This is a genomic window from Pseudomonas sp. DWRC2-2 (assembly GCF_049897885.1).
Lineage (GTDB): Bacteria > Pseudomonadota > Gammaproteobacteria > Pseudomonadales > Pseudomonadaceae > Aquipseudomonas > Aquipseudomonas azotoformans_A.
The window spans coordinates 16,595-37,438 of the sequence record NZ_JAFCXD010000012.1; the positions used below are offsets into that span (position 1 = coordinate 16,595).

Genomic DNA, 20,844 nt, shown 5'->3' on the forward strand with positions numbered 1-20,844 from the left:
CAAGCCCGCTCCCACATTTACAGCGGAAGGCTCACCTATTTGGGATACCCGGCCCGCTTCATCTCACGCTCGGTGGTGGTCTGCGCGGCAGTCAGTGCGGCATCCACCGTCTGCTGACCGGTCAACGCACCCGAGAAGAACTTGCCGACCTGCGTTCCGATCGCCTGGAACTCAGGAATGGTCACCAACTGGATACCGACATACGGCACCGGCTTGAGCGTCGGCTTGGTCGGGTCCGCCACCTTCAGCGATTCCAGGGTCACCTTGGCAAACGGCGCGGCCTTCATGTACTCGTCGCTGTAGGTCGACTTGCGCGTGCCTGGCGGTACGTTGGCAATGCCATCAGTCTTGGCGACCAATGCGCCGTATTCCTTGGAAGTCGCCCAACTGGTGAACACCTTGGCAGCGTCTTTGGCCTTGGAGCTGGTCGGGATCGCCAGGCTCCAGGAGTAAAGCCACGAAGTACCCTTATCGGTCTTCTCGTGCGGGGCAAAGGTAAAGCCGACATGGTCAGCCACTTTGCTCTGGGTCTTGTCGGTGACGAACGAGCCGGCCACGCTGGCGTCGACCCAGATCGCGCACTTACCGCTGTTGAACAGCGCCAGGTTTTCGTTGAAACCGTTGCTCGAAGCACCCGGCGGGCCGGATTTCTTCATGTTGTCGACGTAGAAGTTCAGCGCGTCTTTCCATTCTGGACCGTTGAATTCCGGCTGCCACTTCTCATCGAACCAGCGCGCACCGTAGCCGTTGGCCAGTGTGGTGATCAGCGCCATGTTTTCACCCCAACCGGCTTTGCCCCGCAGGCACAGGCCGTATTGCTCTTTGGTCTTGTCGGTGAGTTTGCTGGCGAATTCGCCGATCTGTGTCCAGGTCGGGTGCTCGGGCATGGTCAGCCCGGCGTCCTTGAACAGGTCGGTGCGGTAATAGGTGATTGAGCTTTCAGCGTAGAACGGCAGGGCGTACAGCGAGCCCTTGACGGACAAACCGTCACGCACCGAAGGGAACACATCATCGAGGTCGTAGGACGCCGGCAGGTCCTTCATCGGTTCCAGCCAGCCCTTGGCGCCCCACAGTGCAGCTTCGTACATGCCGATGGTCAACACGTCGAACTGCCCACCCTGGGTGGCGATATCGGTGGTCAGGCGTTGGCGCAGCACGTTTTCTTCGAGCACCACCCAGTTCAGCTTGATCTCCGGATGCTCGGCCTCGAAGGTTTTCGAGAGCTTTTGCATGCGGATCATGTCGCTGTTATTGACGGTGGCAATGGTCAGGGTTTGCGCGCCAAGGCTGACGGCGCTGAGGGTCATGCAGGTACAAGCAAGCAGTGCTTTTGCTGTGAACTTCATCGCGCACTCCATTTCCGCGCCCAGGGGCTACAGAAGGACAGTTATTGTTGTTGTGTCTTCCACGACAGCTGGAAGAGTGTGCGTTGATTACAGCCTTCAAATGGCGCTGTGACAAATCCTTGGGAACACTGCGGCTGATACTTTTTTGCACTGGGCTTGCACAGTGGGCACTACCACCCGGAGGGGCGTTAACCTGTGAGTTCTGACAGTAGACGCTAAAAGGCCGCAGAGGGTTAATGGTTTGGCACAACCCAACCAGGAGATGTTTATGAACTGTTCTCGCGTAAACCTCAAAAACAGCGCGCTTTATAAAATCGCATTGGGCGTGGTCATTGCTGTTTCGATTAATGCCTGTACAACAAAACCACTGGAACTCAGAGAGCCTGCTTGTGTTCGAGAGGGCTACTTTAAAAGTCTCAAACCTGTTGGCGGTTTTCACCGATGTGTATGGAGGCCTGCTATTCAACGGTACATTCAGTACGCTTACCTCTGTCCGAGTGGGCTAGAGTTTGATGACCGTGCACAGTCATGCATAAGGCCTTGACGTCTCAATTAAATTTGATCGGCGCGCATCAGAAAGTCGGCGGGGATCAGTATTTCTACTGATCCCCGCTTGCATTGACATCAAATGGGATAGGGCGTCTGGACGATGCAAATATCATCCAGATCATAGAGCCCTCCGGTAGTTGGATTTCCGACAGACACTGAGGCCTCAAACGGACCATTCAGATATCCCATCACAACATCGGCGCTCAGCCAGGTATTGATGGCGGTCACATCAAAGCGCTTTTTCAATGTGCCCAGTTGAACCTCGACGAAGGTCGGCGCGCCAATGGCGGCAAACTTGCTGATGCGATATCTGAGTTTGACCCTGTAGTACCCAGCCGCATTGGGCGCAAAGATTTTCTGCAAACCGACACCGCTGCCCGTTTTGGGGAAGGCGTGCCAGAAGAAGTTGCCGTCTGGATCGCGTCGAATGCCTGCATCAGCGTATTCACTCACCCAGTAATTCATGTTGTCGCTGGTGAACGTCGTGCAGTCGTGGACCATCACGCTTCTTACTGTGTAACGCTTTGACGGGAACTCAATCGCCCGCCACTCATCCCTGATACCGTTGAACGCCACCTTCAACTGCAGGGTCAGCAGGCTGCCATTTCCAAGGTCGTGCAGATAACTACTCAGCACCGTTTCCAGGTGATAACCCTGGCTGATCCAGGCAGCGTCTACCTCGCCATTGACCGTACCGTCTAGCAGGGTCAAGTTGTGCGCCTTACCGTCGCGGCCGGTACCAAACAACTTGAGCCATACGGGTTGGTGCTGGGCAATGAATGGCCATATCCCCGCCCGAGCTGTGGCGTTACCTAGCGTGTCCAAATCGATTATGCCGGCGGGTGTGGCTTCATCGATCTGGAGCACGGTTTTTTTCAGCTCGGCTTGAGACAACGGATCAAGATTCACCGTGAGCAAGACAGAAGGCCGGGTATCCGCGCCTTTGGTTACCGTGTACCTGATCGTGAATTGGGTCCTGGTGCTGCCGATATTGGCGGCAATCAATGGGGCGTCCAGGGGCACATTGACGGTGCCATCAGTTTCCCCATAGATCGGCCCGATCGTAGCCGAGCCGGCGCCGGCGCTGCCTAGAACTTCGACATAGATCCTGTCGGTGGCGCTCATCGGACCATAGCTCACCCGCAGATTTGCACCGTATTGTGCATCCAGCGCCGCCAATGTCACCAGCGTGCCGGACCCGCTTGCTTCTTCCAAGATGGGCACCGGGTACTGTGCAGGCAAGGCCCTGACGGTGTAGTCGCGTTGCAAAAAACGTACGGCATTGGACAGGTCCGAGCTCTGGTCGAAGGTGACCGCACAGCGCATGCTCAATTGCGTGCCGTCCTTGAGCTTGCGTATTTCTGCAATGGGCGCCAGTGGATGGAGACCGTTCTGCTCGCCGTCCAGTCCTACCAGGTCGCCATAGCTGAAGGCATGGTAGAACTGATTGTCGTCTGCGTAGGTGCCGAGCAGTTCGAACCACACCCGCTGAAAGTGATGGATGAAGAACCAGGGATCAACCAAAGCGCGTTCGGTGCCCTTCAGTGTGCTGAGGTCGAGCACCGCATCCAACGCGTGGCCTTCCAGATAGGCTTTGGGGAATGGCGGTGGTAACAACTCCAGGTTCAACACCGGCGATGGCGTTCTGTGCAGGCCCCGGATTACGAAGTACTGCACCTGGATAAAGTGCCCCTGCGCCTGGATGTTGGCACCCACGACATCAGGGTCGATGGTGGTGTACACGACCTTCGATGTATTGCCATTCTGGGTTTCGCAATAGGTACCAATTCCCGAGATTCCGCTCCAGCAGGTCTCGACCTGGTCGGTGGGCCGCAATTGCGCAATATTGGCCACGACGGTCGCTCCCCCTGTTGCGGCAACTGCCGCCAGTTGGTCGGGGTAGCGGGTTGCTTCTGCGACTTCCGGTCGTATCAGCGTGAGCGCTTTTCCTACAGTGATAAGCAAAACATCGGAAAAACGTTTCGCGCTGCCATCCGCCGGTTGCAGTGTGTAGCTGAGACGAATTTCCCCATCGTTATTGGCAATGGCATATTTCGCGTCTACCGGAACCACGACCTGCCTGCCTGCCGTCGATGAGTTCAGTTTTATGTCATCACTGGTGGAACCGTTGCTGGCAGAACCTCTCAAAAACCACTCAAAAATGTCGCCGGGCGCCGTACGCGTTTCGGTCAAGGTCACGTTAAGCGTGGTGCCGATGATGCTATCAATGTCCAAATTGTTGAACAGGTCTACATATTGCAGTTTTGGTGCGGGCATTGAGCGTACGGCTGCGCCGAAGGTCACTTCCAGAACCTCGGACTTGCGTACCGTCTGAATGCCTGAGCCCATGATCCGCATCCGGCCGTCGTTCACGAGGTAGAACACGCGGACCAACCCCAGACCGATGAAACGCGAAAACTGCTCCTGGAGCACTGTGCGCGGGGGCGGAGGTGGCTCTTTCGCGCCAGCCAGCAATTCTTCTTCGTACTCGACCAACCTGCCTGTCGAGTCCAGGGCTTCCATGCGGAAGGTTACGCTCCAGTCAGCGTCATAGGGCGAAAATTTTGGGAAAAAGGCCTGGAAATAGGAGATTGATGGGTCAATAAAACCACCTTCGTTTTTATCGATGGTCATTGCAGGCATCGACTTTTTCGTGCCGGAAACCGGGACGTTCAAGCGTCGCGAGGTGCCGAGGAGACCTCCAGTGGCGGTGGTCAGCGTGTAGAACAATTGGACGTGGCCATTGACCGCCATTTCAATATATTTAGGGTCAATGTCAGTGGTGGCCGACAGGCCGATTCGAGCGGGAAACGCGGGTAATGGGGTGGCGGTATTCCCGCCGTCATCATCGAAGACGACGACTGTCAGGTGGATCAGCGTGCCGACAGGTGTGGTCGTGCCGTTGGGTAGGCGCCTGGGAACGAAGACCTCCCCTTTATAGGGGCCATCGCCCGCAAGGTCTACATTGACTTCTGTCACAGAGTTCCCGTTGATTACCAAATGCGGCCTTTCGAGCGCGTCCGGGTCCTGGTCCGCTTCTACATTCAGAGGCTTCGACCACTGCGGCACTTCCCCCGAATAGTTGAACACGATGTCGAAGACCCGGAAGTAAATCACCACCCAGCCACTGCCCCCGGCGATGATGGTTGACTCTGGCACATGCACGACAATCGGCTTGATACCGTCGAGGTGGTCTTGATCAATCTCCAAGAACACTGGGTGACCGTTCCACCACGCCTCGATAGTGTCTCCCACCGCCATGTTCGGATAAGGATCAACTGTCAAGTCCACGCCTTGCTCAGCCCGCTCGGGGTCGATTACACCGTCCACCAGATCAGGCGGTAAATGCATGATCAGCCGCGAGTGATAATAGGGATTGGTGCTGACGCCCCCGGGACGGTCGGTTTTGACAAGCCAGGTTTCATAAGGGGAGGTGCTCGGGGTGCCGCTGCCCACTCGTGTCACTTGGCCAAAACACGGATAAATATAGCCCCTCGGCACCAACCCTTCTGGTATCACCAGCGTGACAAAGTTCTTATCCGGATCCAAATCTTCTTGCCTGATTTCACCGGCGGCAATGGCGTAAGTGAAACTGCCCATGAATAACTTGAACGTGTCGCCTTTATTGAAGTTGAACCACTTGCTGAAACGCACGGTAAGCCAGGGCTGCACCAGTCGAATGTTCAAACCGATTTTAGCGCCTGGAATCGGCTGCACTGCGTCGCTGACAAACGGGGAGTCCAGCGGGTCGGCAATGACGGGGGGCTTTGGCCCATGGCGATGGGGCTTGCAGACAGGGCAGGGCGGGTTGGAGGACGTGAGTTTTTTCATAGTGAGCGCTCCTTATGCAGCATAAAGCTGGGTAAGGAAATCACACACCCCTCGGTGTGGCGCGTATAGCTGTCAAAGTTGACAGTAGCGACGGGTGGTCAGGCCAGGTTCTGCTCCGTCAAGCGCTGTACTGCCAACCGACGGTAGTGCGACGGGGTCATGCCCTTGAGCTGCTGGAAGCGCCGATTGAAATTGGAAATATTGTTGAAGCCCGACTCGAAACACACATCGGTCACGGGTTTTTCGCCATCGGCGAGCAGTTCGCACGACTTGCTGATGCGCAGGCGGTTGACGAATTCAACGAAGGTACGCCCGGTGGCCTGCTTGAACACCCTGGAAAAATAGGTGGGTTTCATCCCCAGGTAATCCGCCACCTCTTCCAGCGGCAACTCGCGCGCGTAGTGGGCAAAGATGTAGTCCACCGCGCGGTTGGTGCGGTCGATGCTGTGCTCGTCCGCCAGTTGTGGCGTAGTCACTCCGGACAGTAGCTGGTAGTCCTCGCAGGCGCTCAGCACCTCCAGCAGGATAAAGAAATGCCCCAGGCGCGCCATGCCCTGGGCGTCTTCGATGCGCTGCATCAAAGTCATGGCTTGGGCGATGGTCTTTTTGCAGCGAAATTCGATGCCGTACTGAGCGCGCTCCAGCAACGGCGCCAGGCTCTTTAACTCGGTAAAAATGTGGCTGCCGTGCTCGAACAACTCATCGGTGAAGTTCACCAGCATGTCCCGCTTGGGCACCACCTCGTCTTCCTCCACCTGGCTGATCCAGTTGTGGGGCAGGTTGGGGCCAGTGAGAAACAGGCTTTCCGGGTAGAAGTTGCCGATGTAGTCGCCGATAAACACCTTGCCGGAACTGGCAACGATCAGGTGCAGCTCGTATTCCTTGTGGAAGTGCCAGCGCACCAGCGGGCAGGGAAAACCGTGCTGGCGATAGATGATGGACAGGCCGTTGTGGTCGTCCATCAACTCGTAGGAAGGGTCGGTAATACGCGTTGCTCGGGTCATGCTGCCGTCGCTTTATTGTGGTTGCTGCGTAGGATAATGCCCCGTCGCGCGCCACCTCGCCAGCGTTGGTGTTTATACGACGCGGTTTTTCGCCTCGATCCACTGAGACATGTACTGCGTACTTTTATGGGCGTGATGGCGCAGCATGCTGCCGGTGAAGTTATCGCGGCGGTGGGCATTTAGTGTGCTGCGGCACTGTTCCAGGCGGGCCACCAGTGCAGGGCCATGGACGTTCTGGTCATAGCGGCGGGCCAACAGATGGCGGCCGTTTTCCTGGGCCTGGGTCCAGCGTTTGCGGTCCTGGTAGAGCGCTACCGCAGCCGCGGCCAGGGCCTGTGCGCTGTGTTCGATCACGCCCGGCCAGGGTTGCTCGTCGCCCATGGCCTCGGCGCCGATGGGCGTGGTGATATTCGGTGTGCCGCAGAGCATCGCGTCCGCCAGCTTGCCCTTGATGCCGGCGCCGAACCGCAAGGGCGCCAGGCAGATACGCGCGGCGGTCATGACTTGCAGGGCATCTTCGGCCCAGTTCATCACATGAAAGCCTTGGGCCGGGTTGTGCAATGCCGTGGCTTTGGGCGGCGTGTAGGCACCGTAGATATGCAGCTGCGCGCCGGGCAATTGCTGGCGGATCAACGGCCACAGGCTGTTTTTCATCCAGAGCACCGCATCCCAGTTGGGCGCGTGGCGGAAGTTGCCGATGCTGAGGAAGTGCGCGCGGTCTTCAAACGGTGCGAACGGTTCGGTCGGTGGCTCCAGCATCAGTGGGCACCAGTGGAGCAGGGCGGCCGGCACTTTGAAATGTTCGGTGAGCAGGCGGATTTCTACATCCGAGATCATCAGGCTGATATCACAGCGGTAGATCGCCGCGATCTCGCGTTTGGCCAGGTCGGTGTCGGCCATCAGTTGGAACTCGGCCTGCAGCGCTGGAGAGAACAGTGCGCTGAAATCGTCGCTGTCGGGGTGCGCCTTCAGGAGATCCTTGAACCGCTGGTGACGGGCGTCGCGCAGGCTCTGCAGGTCAGAGGTTTCCAGCACGCGCAGGGCGTTGGGGCAGCATTTCTCGACGCGCCAGCCGAACTGTTCCTCCATCATGAAACGGTCGAACAGCACGATGTCCGGAGCCAGTTCGCGGATAAAGTCGTCGAAACTGCTGTTATTGAGTTCGATGGCGCATTCGGCGATGCCCAGCGCAGGGAGATCGGCCTTGTGCTCGCCGATGGTCGCGGGGCTGCTGAAGGTGATGTCCCAACCTTGCGTAAGAAAACTCTCAAGGATTTGCATCATATGCCCGCCTGCGGCCGAGGAACGGGGTTCCGGCCAGACGTATCCAATGACCAGGACTTTGGTGGCGGGATGGTCCATTCGCTCGATTCCTTGCAAGTGCTCCGGCTGAACGGCCGGTAAATCCGGCATTAAAGCATGGAGTGACTGACCTTATGCGCTCCTTCAACGCGATGGATGAACTCATCCATGATTGCGAAATGAACTAAGCAACTGTCAATTATTACAGTTATGCAGAGTAGGTGGGGCAGGCAGTGTGATGGGGCGTCTCCCTGGCCTCTGGCGTGGGGGAATTCAGCATCATCAGCGGAGCATATTAAAATGGACAAAGAAACTTCGGCACCCGCTAGTTGGGTAGGCGATACCTTTTCAGGAAGTGCCGGCGGCTACACCGGCAATCTCGAAATGCGCTGGAATCGAGTAAGCAGCAATCTGACAGTAGAGACTCTCAGGTACATGTTCACCGCCAATGGTAATCGCCACAGTGCAAATATCAATGTCGAGGTAGAAGCCGAGAATGGCGCAAAATGGAAGGTCGATTCCCCTGATAACAGGCGGCAGGACGGGCAATGGCACACGTGGGACACCAGCCATACGATCGCCGTGGGGGCCTCCAGATGGATTGATATCTCTGTTACGTTCATTTTTGACATGGGTGGCCCTGATGACCGCAGGACAGTCACTAAGCGTTTTAATATTTAACCGTCAAGTGGGCGTCTGGCATCGCAGATGCCGGCGCCCGTTTTTCCATAAATTATGTGTTTGCCATAGGTCCCCTGAGCAGTTTGTGGTTAACTTTGGCCTCTCGAATTCGTTAAACCCAAATCAGCATAAGGATTCCGTTCATGGCTCAAGTCACCCTTCGTGGTAACCCTGTCCAGGTTGAAGGCGAATTGCCGAAAACCGGTTCCACCGCTCCTGAGTTCAGCCTTGTTGCTGTCGACCTGTCGGAAGCGTCCCTGGAAACTTTCGCTGGCAAGCGCAAGGTTCTGAACATCTTCCCAAGCGTTGACACCCCGACCTGCGCCACTTCGGTACGCAAGTTCAACGCCCAGGCCAACGACCTGAGCAACACCGTGGTGCTGTGCATCTCCTCTGACCTGCCGTTTGCCCAGAAGCGTTTCTGCGGCACCGAAGGCCTGGACAACGTGCTGAGCCTGTCGGACTTCCGCAACGCCGACTTCGCAGTGGACTACGGCGTTTCCCTCGCCGACGGCCCTCTGCAAGGCCTGACCGCCCGCGCCGTGGTGGTGCTGGACGAGAACAACAACGTGCTGCACAGCGAACTGGTGCCAGAAATCGGCCAAGAGCCGAACTACGAAGCAGCCCTGGCTGTTTTGAAGTAACTGTTTCGGTACGTTACTGTCGTTTTGCAGTAACACGCTTGATGCATGATTGCGGCCTGGCCTAGTCCAGGCCGTTTTTATTTGTGGTTCAGATGCTTAGCGAAACGGTCGATGAACTAAGGTCAGAAGTTAAAAGTTGTAAGCCCAAGGTAAATAGCCGGTAAAGGCGCTTTTCTAAATGCGCCCCAGTGCTTATCTTTCAGCCTCCCAAAGAAGAAGCTCTCGCGCCCAATGGTTGATCACTCCATGCAATCCTCCCCCCGTAAGTCCCGCCGCTGGCTGTTCGCCCTGCTTGTGCTGGTGGTTGTCGCCGGCCTGTGCTGGAAATTCTGGCCCGGCAGCCACAAGGATGCTGCGCAGGCGCCAGCCGGACGCGCCGGCAAGTCGGGGATGATGCGCCCAGGCTTCGGTGGCTCCACCGGCCCGGTGCCGGTGCGTGTGGCGCCTGCGGTGCTGGGTGAGTTCCCGGTGTACTACAAGGCGCTGGGCACGGTGACCGCGCTCAACACCATCAATGTGCGCAGCCGGGTGGGCGGCGAACTGGTGAAGATCGCCTTCGAAGAAGGCCAGATGGTCAAGGCTGGCGACCTGCTCGCGGAAATCGACCCACGCAGCTACCAGAACGCCTTGCTCCAGGCGCAGGGCACGTTGATGCAGAACCAGGCCCAGCTTAAAAATGCCCAGGTCGACGTGCAGCGTTACCGCGACCTGTACGCCCAGGACAGCATCGCCAAGCAGACCCTGGACACCGCCGAAGCGCTGGTCCTGCAATACCAGGGCACGGTCAAGACCAACCAGGGCGCGGTGGATGACGCCAAGCTCAACCTCGAATTCACCAAGATCCGTGCGCCGATCAGCGGCCGTGTCGGCCTGCGGCAAGTGGACGTGGGCAACCTGGTGGCGGCCAACGACACCACGTTCCTGGCCGTGATCACTCAGACCCAGCCGATCAGCGTGGCCTTCACCCTGCCGGAAAATACCCTGGAAACCGTACTCACCCGCTACCACGCCGGCAACAAACTGCCCGTGGAAGCCTGGGACCGTGGCGATGTGAAGCAACAGGCCGTCGGCGTGCTGCAGAGCCTGGACAACCAGATCGACGTCACCACCGGCACCCTGAAATTCAAGGCGCGTTTCGATAACAAGGACCAGGCACTTTTCCCCAACCAGTTCGTCAATGTGCACCTGCTGGCCGACACCCTGCATAACGTGGTGCTGGCGCCGTCGGCGGCGATCCAGTTCGGCAATACCGGCACCTTTGTCTACGTGCTCGACGGCGACAAGAAGGTCAAGGTGCAGCCGCTGGTGGTGGGAGATACCGACGGCGACAACACCGTGATCAAGGAAGGCCTCAAGGCCGGCGACCGCGTGGTACTGGAAGGCACCGACCGCTTGAAGGACGGCAGCGAAATCGAAGTGGTCAACGACAGCAGTGAAGTGCCGACCACGCCGACTGAACACCTGCAAGGCAAGCCTGCGGCGAAAGGGGAGACCGGCACCACCGCCGGCAAGGCGCAAAAGGTCGGTTCATGAACCTGTCGCGGCTGTTTATCCTTCGCCCGGTCGCCACCACGCTGAGCATGCTGGCCATTGTGTTGGCCGGCATCATCGCTTATCGCCTGTTGCCGGTGTCGGCGTTGCCCCAGGTGGATTACCCGACCATCCGCGTGATGACCCTGTACCCCGGCGCCAGCCCGGATGTAATGACCAGTGCGGTCACCGCGCCGCTGGAGCGCCAATTCGGGCAAATGCCCGGCCTCACGCAGATGGCCTCCACCAGTTCCGGCGGTGCGTCGGTGCTGACCTTGCGTTTCAACCTCGACATCAATATGGATGTCGCCGAGCAGCAGGTGCAGGCCGCGATCAACGCCGCGACCAACCTGTTGCCCAAGGACCTGCCGGCGCCGCCGGTGTACAACAAGGTCAACCCAGCGGACACCCCGGTGCTGACCCTGGCAATCACCTCAAAGACCATGCTGCTGCCCAAGCTTAATGACCTGGTCGATACGCGCATGGCGCAGAAAATCGCGCAGATCAGCGGTGTCGGCATGGTCAGCATCGCCGGTGGCCAGCGCCAGGCCGTGCGCATCAAGGTCAACCCCGAGGCCCTGGCGGCCAATGGTTTGAACCTGTCCGACGTGCGCACCCTGATCGCCGCGTCCAACGTCAACCAGCCCAAGGGCAACTTCGACGGCCCCACCCGCGTGTCGATGCTCGACGCCAACGACCAGTTGGTCTCGCCCCAGCAATACGCCGAACTGATTCTGGCCTACAACAATGGCGCGCCGCTGCGCCTGAAAGACGTGGCCCAGATCGTCGACGGCGCCGAAAACGAACGCCTCGCCGCCTGGGCCAATGAAAACCAGGCCGTGCTGCTGAATATCCAGCGCCAGCCAGGCGCCAACGTTATCGAGGTGGTGGACCGCATCAAGGCCTTGTTGCCAAGCATCACCGACAACCTGCCTGCCGGCCTCGACGTAACGGTACTCACTGACCGCACCCAGACCATCCGTGCCTCGGTCAAGGACGTGCAGCACGAATTGCTCATCGCTATTGCCCTGGTGGTGATGGTGACGTTCCTGTTCCTGCGCCGGGTCAGCGCCACGATCATTCCGTCCATTGCCGTGCCGCTGTCCCTGGTGGGCACCTTTGGCGTGATGTACCTGGCGGGGTTCTCCATCAACAACCTGACGCTGATGGCCCTGACCATCGCCACCGGGTTTGTGGTGGACGATGCCATCGTGATGCTGGAGAACATTTCCCGTTACATCGAAGAAGGTGAAACCCCGCTGGCGGCCGCGCTCAAGGGCGCCAAGCAGATCGGCTTCACCCTGATTTCCCTGACCCTGTCGCTGATCGCGGTACTGATTCCGCTGCTTTTCATGGCTGACGTGGTCGGGCGCCTGTTCCGAGAGTTCGCCATCACCCTGGCGGTGGCGATCCTGATTTCCCTGGTGGTGTCCCTGACCCTCACGCCCATGATGTGCGCGCGTTTGCTCAAGCGTGAGCCGAAGGAAGAGGAACAAAGCCGCTTTTACAAGGCCAGCGGCGCCTGGATCGATTGGTTGATCGCGCGTTACGGCAGCATGCTGCAGTGGGTACTCAAGCACCAACCGCTGACCCTGCTGGTGGCCATCGCCACCTTGGGCCTCACCGTGTTCCTGTACCTGATCGTGCCCAAGGGCTTCTTCCCGGTGCAGGACACCGGTGTGATCCAGGGCATTTCCGAAGCGCCGCAGTCGATCTCCTTCGCGGCCATGAGCCAGCGCCAGCAGGAATTGGCCAAGATCATCCTGGCCGATCCGGCGGTGGAAAGCCTGTCTTCCTACATTGGTGTGGACGGCGATAACGCCACTCTCAACAGCGGGCGCTTGCTGATCAACCTCAAGGCCCACGGCCAGCGTGACCTCAGCGCGGCCCAGGTGATCACGCGTTTGCAGCCGGAAATCGACAAGTTGGTAGGGATCCGTCTGTTTATGCAGCCGGTACAGGACCTGACCATCGAAGACCGTGTGAGCCGTACCCAGTACCAGTTCAGCATGTCGTCGCCGGATGCCGAGTTGCTGGCGCTGTGGAGCGACAAACTGGTCCACGCGTTGAGCCAATTGCCCGAACTCACCGATGTCGCCAGCGACCTGCAGGACAAGGGCCTGCAGGTGTACCTGGTGATCGACCGCGACGCGGCGTCGCGCCTGGGCGTCAGCGTGTCGACTATCACTGACGCGCTATACGACGCCTTCGGCCAGCGGCAGATTTCCACCATCTACACTCAGGCCAGCCAGTACCGTGTGGTGTTGCAGGCCCAGTCCGGCGAAACCCTTGGCCCGGACGCGCTGAACCAGATCCACGTGAAAACCACCGACGGCGGCCAGGTGCGCTTGTCCAGCCTGGCCCGTGTGGAGCAGCGCCAGGCGCAACTGGCGATTGCGCATATCGGCCAGTTCCCGGCGGTGATGATGTCGTTCAACCTGGCCCCCGGCGTGGCGCTGGGCAAAGGTGTGGAGCTGATCAACCAGACCCAGAAAGACATCGGCATGCCGGTGGGCGTGCAGACTCAGTTCCAGGGCGCGGCCCAGGCCTTCGAAGCCTCGCTGTCGAGCACTTTGCTGCTGATCCTGGCGGCGGTGGTCACCATGTACATCGTGCTGGGTGTGCTCTATGAGAGCTATATCCACCCGATCACCATTCTTTCGACCTTGCCGTCGGCAGCCGTCGGAGCGTTGTTGGCGTTGCTGCTCAGTGGCAATGACCTGGGCATGATCGCGATCATCGGCATCATCTTGTTGATTGGTATCGTCAAGAAGAACGCGATCATGATGATCGACTTCGCCCTCGACGCCGAACGCAACCAGGGCCTCGACCCTCAGACCGCGATCTACCAGGCAGCGCTGCTGCGCTTCCGGCCGATCCTGATGACCACGCTGGCCGCACTGTTCGGCGCGGTGCCGCTGATGCTGGCGACCGGTTCCGGCGCGGAACTGCGCCAACCCCTGGGCCTGGTGATGGTCGGTGGCCTGCTGGTGAGCCAGGTGTTGACCCTGTTCACCACGCCGGTCATCTACCTGTACTTCGACCGCCTGGGCCGTCGCTGGCGCAAAGAGCCGCAAAGCCTGGAGCCGGTTGAGTCATGAACCTGTCCGGACCTTTCATCCGCCGGCCGGTCGCGACCATGCTGTTGAGCCTGGCGATCCTGTTGCTCGGCGGCGTGAGCTTCAACCTGCTGCCGGTGTCGCCGCTGCCGCAGATCGACTTCCCGGTGATCGTGGTGTCGGCCAGCTTGCCCGGCGCCAGCCCCGAGGTGATGGCATCCACGGTGGCGACACCGCTGGAGCGCTCGTTCGGCGCGATTGCCGGCATCACCACCATGAGCAGCTCGTCGAGCCAGGGCTCTACGCGGGTGATCCTGGCGTTTGACTCCGACCGCGATATCAACGGCGCGGCGCGGGAAGTGCAGGCGGCGATCAATGCCTCGCGCAACCTGCTGCCCAGTGGCATGCGCAGCATGCCGACCTACAAGAAGATCAACCCGTCCCAGGCGCCGATCATGGTGCTGTCGCTGACCTCGGACGTGTTGCAGAAGGGCCAGCTGTACGACCTGGCCTCGACCATTCTGTCGCAGAGCCTGTCCCAGGTGCCCGGCGTCGGTGAAGTGCAGATCGGCGGCAGCTCCTTGCCCGCCGTGCGCATCGAACTGGAACCCAAGGCCCTCGACCAGTACGGCGTGGCCCTCGACGATGTGCGCAACACCATCGCCAACGCCAATCAGCGTCGGCCCAAGGGTTCTCTGGAAGACAGACAGCGCAACTGGCAGATCCAGGCCAACGACCAGTTGGAAAAAGCCAAGGACTACGAGCCGCTGCTGATCCGCTACCAGAACGGCGCGGCCCTGCGCCTGGGGGATGTGGCCAAGATCAGTGACGGCGTGGAAGACCGCTACAACAGCGGTTTCTTCAACAACGAACCGGCGGTGCTGCTGGTGATCAACCGCCAGTCTGGCGCCAACATCATCGAGACGGTCCGGCAAATCAAGGCGCAGTTGCCGGCGTTGCAGGCGGTGCTGCCGTCCAGCGTCAAGCTGAGTCTGGCCATGGACCGCTCGCCGGTGATCACCGCCACGTTGCACGAAGCCGAGATGACCTTGCTGATTGCCGTGGGCCTGGTGATCCTGGTGGTGTACCTGTTCCTGGGTAACTTCCGCGCTTCACTCATTCCTACGCTGGCGGTGCCGGTGTCGCTGGTGGGCACCTTTGCGGTGATGTACCTGTATGGGTTCTCGCTGAACAACTTCTCGTTGATGGCGTTGATCCTGGCCACCGGCCTGGTGGTGGACGATGCCATCGTGGTGCTGGAGAACATTTCCCGGCATATCGACGAAGGCGTGCCGCCGATGAAGGCGGCGTACCTGGGGGCCAAGGAAGTCGGCTTTACCTTGCTGTCGATGAACGTGTCGCTGGTGGCGGTGTTCCTGTCGATCCTGTTCATGGGCGGGATCGTCACCAACCTGTTCCGCGAGTTTTCCATCACCTTGTCGGCGGCGATCATTGTGTCGCTGATCGTTTCGCTGACCCTGACCCCGATGCTCTGTGCGCGCTGGCTCAAACCGCATGTAAAGGGTGAAATGACCGGGTTGCAGCGCTGGAGCCAGAAGGTCAACGACCGCATGGTCGCCGGCTACGCCACCAGCCTGGACTGGGTGTTGCGCCATCGGCGCCTGACCTTGCTCAGCCTGTTGCTGACCATCGGCATGAACGTCGCGCTGTACGTGGTGGTGCCGAAGACCTTCATGCCCCAGCAGGACACTGGCCAGTTGATCGGTTTTGTGCGCGGCGATGACGGCCTGTCGTTCAGCGTGATGCAACCGAAAATGGAAACCTTCCGCAAGGCGGTGCTCAAGGACCCGGCGGTGCTCAGCGTGGCCGGCTTTATCGGCGGCAACAACGGCACCAACAATGCGGTGATGCTGGTGCGCCTTAAACCCATCAGCGAGCGCAAGATTTCCGCCCAGGCGGTGATCGAGCGCCTGCGCAAGGACGTGCCGCTGGTGCCCGGCGGGCGGTTGTTCCTGATGGCTGACCAGGACCTGCAATTTGGCGGCAGCCGCGACCAGACCAGCGCGCAGTATTCCTACATCCTGCAAAGCGGCGACCTGGCGGCCTTGCGCCTGTGGTACCCGAAAGTAGTGGCGGCCTTGCGTGAGCTGCCGGAGCTCACCGCCATCGACGCCCGCGAAGGCCGGGGCGCGGCGCAGGTCACGCTGATTGTCGACCGTGACCAGGCCAAGCGCCTGGGCATCGACATGGACATGGTCACGGCGGTGCTCAACAACGCCTACAGCCAGCGGCAGATTTCCACCATCTATGACAGCCTCAACCAGTACCAGGTGGTGATGGAGGTCAATCCCAAATACGCCCAGGACCCGATTACCCTCAATCAGATGCAGGTGATCACGGCCGATGGTGCGCGGGTGCCGTTGTCGACCATTGCCCATTATGAGAACAGCCTGGCCGACGACCGCGTCAGCCACGAAGGCCAGTTCGCCTCGGAAAACATCGCCTTCGACATGGCGCCCGGCGTGACGGTGGAGCAGGGCACGGCCGCCATCGAACGGGCGATTGCCAAGGTTGGCCTGCCGGAAGACGTGATCGCCAAGATGGCCGGCACCGCGGATGCCTTCGCCGCCACGCAGAAGGGCCAGCCGTTCATGATCCTCGGCGCGCTGGTGGCGGTTTACCTGGTGCTGGGCATTCTGTATGAGAGCTACATTCACCCGCTGACCATCCTTTCTACCTTGCCGTCGGCCGGTGTCGGCGCGATGCTCGCGATCTACCTGACCGGGGGCGAGTTCAGCCTGATTTCCTTGCTGGGCCTGTTCCTGCTGATCGGCGTGGTGAAGAAAAACGCGATCCTGATGATCGACCTGGCCTTGCAGCTGGAACGCCACGATGGCCTGGGCCCGTTGGAATCGATCCGCAGCGCCTGCCTGTTGCGTTTGCGCCCGATCCTGATGACCACCCTGGCCGCCATCCTCGGCGCCTTGCCGTTACTGCTGGGCGCGGGCGATGGTGCGGAAATGCGCCGTCCCTTGGGCTTGACGATTATCGGCGGCCTGGTGTTCAGCCAGGTCCTGACCCTTTACACCACTCCGGTGGTCTACCTCTATCTCGACCGCGCGCGCCATCGCTTCAACAAATGGCGCGGCGTGCGTACCGATGCTGCCCTGGACACTGCGCTATGACCGATTCAACCTTTGCCCGACTGGCCCTGTTCCACGGCTCCCGTGTGGCGAGCCTGGTGCTGTGCGGCGTGCTGCTCAGCGCCTGTGCCGTCGGCCCCGACTACAAGCGCCCTGAAGTCATTGAACCGGCGCAATTCAAGGAAGCCCAGGGCTGGCGCCAGGCCACTCCCAGCGATTCCCTGGCCCGTGGCGCCTGGTGGGAGCTGTACGGCGACCGCCAGCTCAATGACCTGGTGGTGCGCCTGAACACGTCCAACCAAACCGTGGCCCAGGCCGAAGCGCGCTTTCGCCAGGCCCAGGCGCTGGTGCGCAGCTCCCGTGGGGCGTTTTACCCCACCGTTGACCTGAGCGCCGGGAAAACCCGCGCCAGCCAGGGTACCGGCAGCAGCAACGCGAGCCTGAGCAGTTCCAGCAGCGGTATCCGCGACACCCTCAATGCCCAGTTGGGCGTGAGCTGGGAAGCGGATATCTGGGGCAAATTGCGCCGTGGCCTGGAAGCCAATGAAGCCAGCGCCGAAGCCAGCTCGGCCGACCTGGCGGCGATGCGTCTGAGCCAGCAGTCCGAACTGGTGCAAAGCTACCTGCAACTGCGGGTCATGGATGAACAGACGCGCTTGCTGCAAGCCACGCTGGAAACCTATCAACGCTCCCTGCAAATGACCGAAAACCAGTACCGCGCCGGGGTTTCCGGCAAGGACGCCGTAGCCCAGGCACAAACCCAACTCAAGACGACCCAGGCCAGCCTGATCGACCTGATCTGGCAGCGCGCCCAGCTGGAAAACGCGATTGCGGTGTTGATCGGCGAGGCGCCGGCCAACTTCAACCTGGCGGTGAGCAAGGACATCCCGGCACTGCCGCAGATTCCCGTGAGCCTGCCGTCGCAACTGCTGGAGCGCCGCCCGGACATCGCCTCGGCCGAACGCTCGGTGATCGCCGCCAACGCCAATATCGGCGTGGCCAAGGCCGCCTACTACCCGGACCTGAGCCTGAGCCTGGCCGGTGGTTACTCCAGCAGCACCTATGCCGACTGGATCAGCCTGCCGAACCGCTTCTGGTCGGTGGGGCCAAAACTGGCCATGACGCTGTTTGACGGCGGCCAGCGTTCGGCGGAAGTCGACCGCACCGTGGCCAGCTACGACGAGACCGTCGCCAAATACCGCCAGACCGTGCTGGATGGTTTCCGTGAAGTGGAAAACTACATGGTGCAACTCAAGGTGCTGGAAGACGAGGCGGTGGTCAGTAATGAAGCACTCGACGCCGCCCGTGAGTCGTTGCGCCTGACCCAGAACCAATACAAGGCGGGTCTGATCGCCTACCTGGATGTGGTCACCACGCAAGCGACCGCACTGAGCAACGAGCGCACGGTGTTGACCCTTCTGCAGACGCGCCTGGTGGCCAGTGTGCAATTGATCGCGGCATTGGGCGGTGGTTGGGACGGGCAGACACCGATTGCCGAGAAGGACTGATTTTGGCGGGGTTTGCAGCCAGTTGATTGACGTCAAAATGCCACTAATGGCCCTCTGATAATTAATCAACTGCTCAAGAATTATTCTCGCTACAATCGCCCGCTTTGCCACCTGGCACGGGCTTCTCACGCCCGTTGCGCACGAGAAGTCCCATGCTCATCGGTAGTTATTCACCCTCGCTGGTCGTGATTTCGCTGTTTGTCGCGATCCTCGCTTCCTACACCGCTTTGGACCTTTCCGGTCGCATTGCTACCGCCAAAGGCCGCGCCGTTTATTTATGGATCGCCGGCGGCGCCATGGCGATGGGCGTGGGGGTGTGGTCGATGCACTTCATCGGCATGCTGGCGCTGCGCTTGCCGTTTGCCCTGGGCTTCGATCTGGGCATCACGGCGCTGTCGTTGTTGATCGCGGTGTTGTCCAGCGGCTTTGCCTTGTGGCTGATCAGCCAGCCGCGTTTGCCCGCCTGGCAACTGGGGTTTGGTGCGCTGGTCATGGGCACCGGCATCGCGTGCATGCATTACACCGGCATGGCCGCCATGCGTATGACCCCAGGCATCGACTATGACCCCACCTTGTTTGGCGCGTCGCTGCTGATCGCGGTGGTCGCGTCTGGCGCTGCGCTGTGGATCGCCCACAATCTGCGCCGTAACACACCGTACGTGCGCCTTTTACGGGGGGGCGCAGCGGTGGTGATGGGCTTTGCCATCGTCGGCATGCATTACACCGGCATGGCCGCCGCACGTTTTGCCGATGAGAGTTTCTGTGGCGCTGCATTGAACGGGTTGAGCGGCAAGGGCCTGGATAACCTGGTACTGGTCACGACCCTGGCGGTGTTGGCCATCGCCTTGCTCACCTCGTTGCTCGATGCACGCCTGGAAGCGCGTACGGCGGTGCTGGCCGATTCCCTGACCCAAGCCAACCAGGAACTGACCCATCTGGCCCTGCACGACATGCTCACCGGCTTGCCCAACCGTACGTTGCTTGCGGACCGCATTCAGCAAGCCATGCAGGCCGTGAAAGAGCAGGGCGGTTGCTTCGCGCTGATGTTTATCGACCTCGATGGCTTCAAGCCAGTCAACGATGCCTTTGGTCACCACATGGGTGACCAACTGTTGCGCGAAGTCGGCCTGCGCCTGCGCGAAGACTTGCGCAGCCAGGACACCCTGGCGCGCATCGGCGGCGACGAGTTTGTGTTACTGGTGCAACTGACCCAGCCGGATGATGCCCTGGGTCTTGCCGAGCGCCAAGTGATCCTGATCAACCGCGCCTTCCAGGTGGCCGAGCATGAGTTGAAGATCTCCGCCAGTGTCGGCATCGCGATGTTCCCGGGCAACGGCAACAACCCTCAGGAACTGTTGATGAACGCCGACGCCGCGATGTACCACGCCAAGGGCATGGGCAAGAACGGCTACAGCTTCTTTGATGTGTCGATGAACACCAACGCGCGCAAGCAATTGCAGCTGTTGCAGGACTTGCGCAATGCTGTGGAACAGGAGCAATTTCGCCTGTACTACCAGCCCAAGTTCGACGCGGTCAGCGGTATTCCGGTCGGTGCCGAAGCCCTGCTGCGCTGGGAGCACCCGCAACAGGGGCTGCTGCTGCCGGCGATGTTTATCGAGTTGGCGGAAAAAACCGGGTTGATCATTCCCATCGGCGAATGGGTACTCAACGAAGCCTGCCGCCAGATGAGCCTGTGGTACGTTCAGGGCTACGAAGATTGGCGCATTGCGGTAAACCTGTCGGCCTTGCAGTTCTGCCACGCCGGGCTGGTCAAGAGTGTGGCGGCGGCGCTTGAGCGGCACCAATTGCCGGCCAACAGCCTGACCCTGGAAATCACCGAAACCACGGCCATGAGCGACGCCGACGCGAGCATGACGGTGTTGCAGCAGCTGTCGGACATGGGCGTCGACTTGTCCATCGACGACTTCGGCACCGGCTACTCCAGCCTGATGTACCTCAAGCGCCTGCCGGCCAACGAGCTGAAGATCGACCGAGGCTTTGTGCGCGATCTGGAACACGACAGCGACGACGCAGCCATCGTCTCGGCCATCGTCGCCCTTGGCCAGGCCTTGGGATTACGGATTGTTGCCGAGGGTGTCGAGACGGATGTGCAGCAGAATTTCCTGACACGGCTTGGGTGCAATTCCCTTCAGGGTTACCTGCTGGGTCACCCGTTGCCGGCGGAAGGCTTTATGGCGGATATCCAACGCGCCGAAGAGGCCGTTGCGCCTGACAAAAGCCGTGCGTGACAGGTATTCTTGGATCCAACCCTAAACATCAGGTTGA

11 protein-coding genes are annotated in these 20,844 nt (G+C 60.0%); 7 read left to right on the top strand and 4 right to left on the bottom strand.

Translation table 11 applies throughout. The features are described from left to right. Nucleotides 1-35: 35 nt before the first annotated feature. The 4 genes from ACP7EW_RS29735 to ACP7EW_RS29750 all read right to left on the bottom strand — a co-directional run bounded on the left by ACP7EW_RS29735 (nucleotide 36) and on the right by ACP7EW_RS29750 (nucleotide 8,092). Entirely contained in the window at nucleotides 36-1,346 is a 1,311-nt protein-coding gene (locus tag ACP7EW_RS29735; RefSeq protein WP_426221674.1) for an ABC transporter substrate-binding protein, read from the bottom strand. Between the two features lie 624 nt (nucleotides 1,347-1,970). After that, nucleotides 1,971-5,726, bottom strand: coding sequence for a hypothetical protein (locus ACP7EW_RS29740; protein ID WP_426221675.1), 3,756 nt, complete (start codon nucleotides 5,724-5,726; stop codon nucleotides 1,971-1,973). Nucleotides 5,727-5,824: 98 nt separating this feature from the next. Next, complete coding sequence (locus ACP7EW_RS29745) at nucleotides 5,825-6,730, bottom strand: AraC family transcriptional regulator (RefSeq protein WP_038850198.1); 906 nt, start codon at nucleotides 6,728-6,730, stop codon at nucleotides 5,825-5,827. A 72-nt stretch (nucleotides 6,731-6,802) separates the two neighbouring features. Next, the gene (locus tag ACP7EW_RS29750; RefSeq protein ID WP_426221676.1) at nucleotides 6,803-8,092 is read right to left on the bottom strand and encodes a glycosyltransferase; all 1,290 of its coding nucleotides are present in this window, start codon (nucleotides 8,090-8,092) and stop codon (nucleotides 6,803-6,805) included. Between the two features lie 240 nt (nucleotides 8,093-8,332). Between ACP7EW_RS29750 and ACP7EW_RS29755 the strand changes: the two genes are divergently transcribed. From ACP7EW_RS29755 to ACP7EW_RS29785, 7 genes are all read left to right on the top strand, one after another. Further along, nucleotides 8,333-8,713, top strand: a complete 381-nt coding sequence (locus tag ACP7EW_RS29755; RefSeq protein WP_426221677.1) for a hypothetical protein — start codon at nucleotides 8,333-8,335, stop codon at nucleotides 8,711-8,713. Nucleotides 8,714-8,856: 143 nt separating this feature from the next. Further along, nucleotides 8,857-9,357 (top strand): thiol peroxidase, encoded by a 501-nt coding sequence (gene tpx, locus ACP7EW_RS29760; protein ID WP_016980349.1) that lies wholly within the window; start codon nucleotides 8,857-8,859, stop codon nucleotides 9,355-9,357. A 231-nt stretch (nucleotides 9,358-9,588) separates the two neighbouring features. Beyond that, a complete protein-coding gene (locus ACP7EW_RS29765; protein ID WP_061436701.1) occupies nucleotides 9,589-10,890 on the top strand; it encodes an MdtA/MuxA family multidrug efflux RND transporter periplasmic adaptor subunit in 1,302 nt (433 codons plus the stop codon). Beyond that, nucleotides 10,887-13,988 (top strand): MdtB/MuxB family multidrug efflux RND transporter permease subunit, encoded by a 3,102-nt coding sequence (locus ACP7EW_RS29770; RefSeq protein WP_269133963.1) that lies wholly within the window; start codon nucleotides 10,887-10,889, stop codon nucleotides 13,986-13,988. The genes ACP7EW_RS29765 and ACP7EW_RS29770 overlap by 4 nt, the downstream gene beginning before the upstream one ends. Further along, nucleotides 13,985-17,092 (top strand): efflux RND transporter permease subunit, encoded by a 3,108-nt coding sequence (locus tag ACP7EW_RS29775; protein WP_426221678.1) that lies wholly within the window; start codon nucleotides 13,985-13,987, stop codon nucleotides 17,090-17,092. Before ACP7EW_RS29770 ends, ACP7EW_RS29775 begins: the two co-directional genes overlap by 4 nt. Continuing rightward, complete coding sequence (locus ACP7EW_RS29780; RefSeq protein ID WP_426221679.1) at nucleotides 17,089-18,558, top strand: efflux transporter outer membrane subunit; 1,470 nt, start codon at nucleotides 17,089-17,091, stop codon at nucleotides 18,556-18,558. The genes ACP7EW_RS29775 and ACP7EW_RS29780 overlap by 4 nt, the downstream gene beginning before the upstream one ends. 152 nt (nucleotides 18,559-18,710) lie before the next feature. Further along, nucleotides 18,711-20,807 carry a putative bifunctional diguanylate cyclase/phosphodiesterase gene (locus ACP7EW_RS29785; RefSeq protein WP_426221680.1) on the top strand — a complete coding sequence of 699 codons (2,097 nt, stop codon included), beginning with the start codon at nucleotides 18,711-18,713 and terminating at the stop codon, nucleotides 20,805-20,807. Nucleotides 20,808-20,844: the final 37 nt, after the last annotated feature.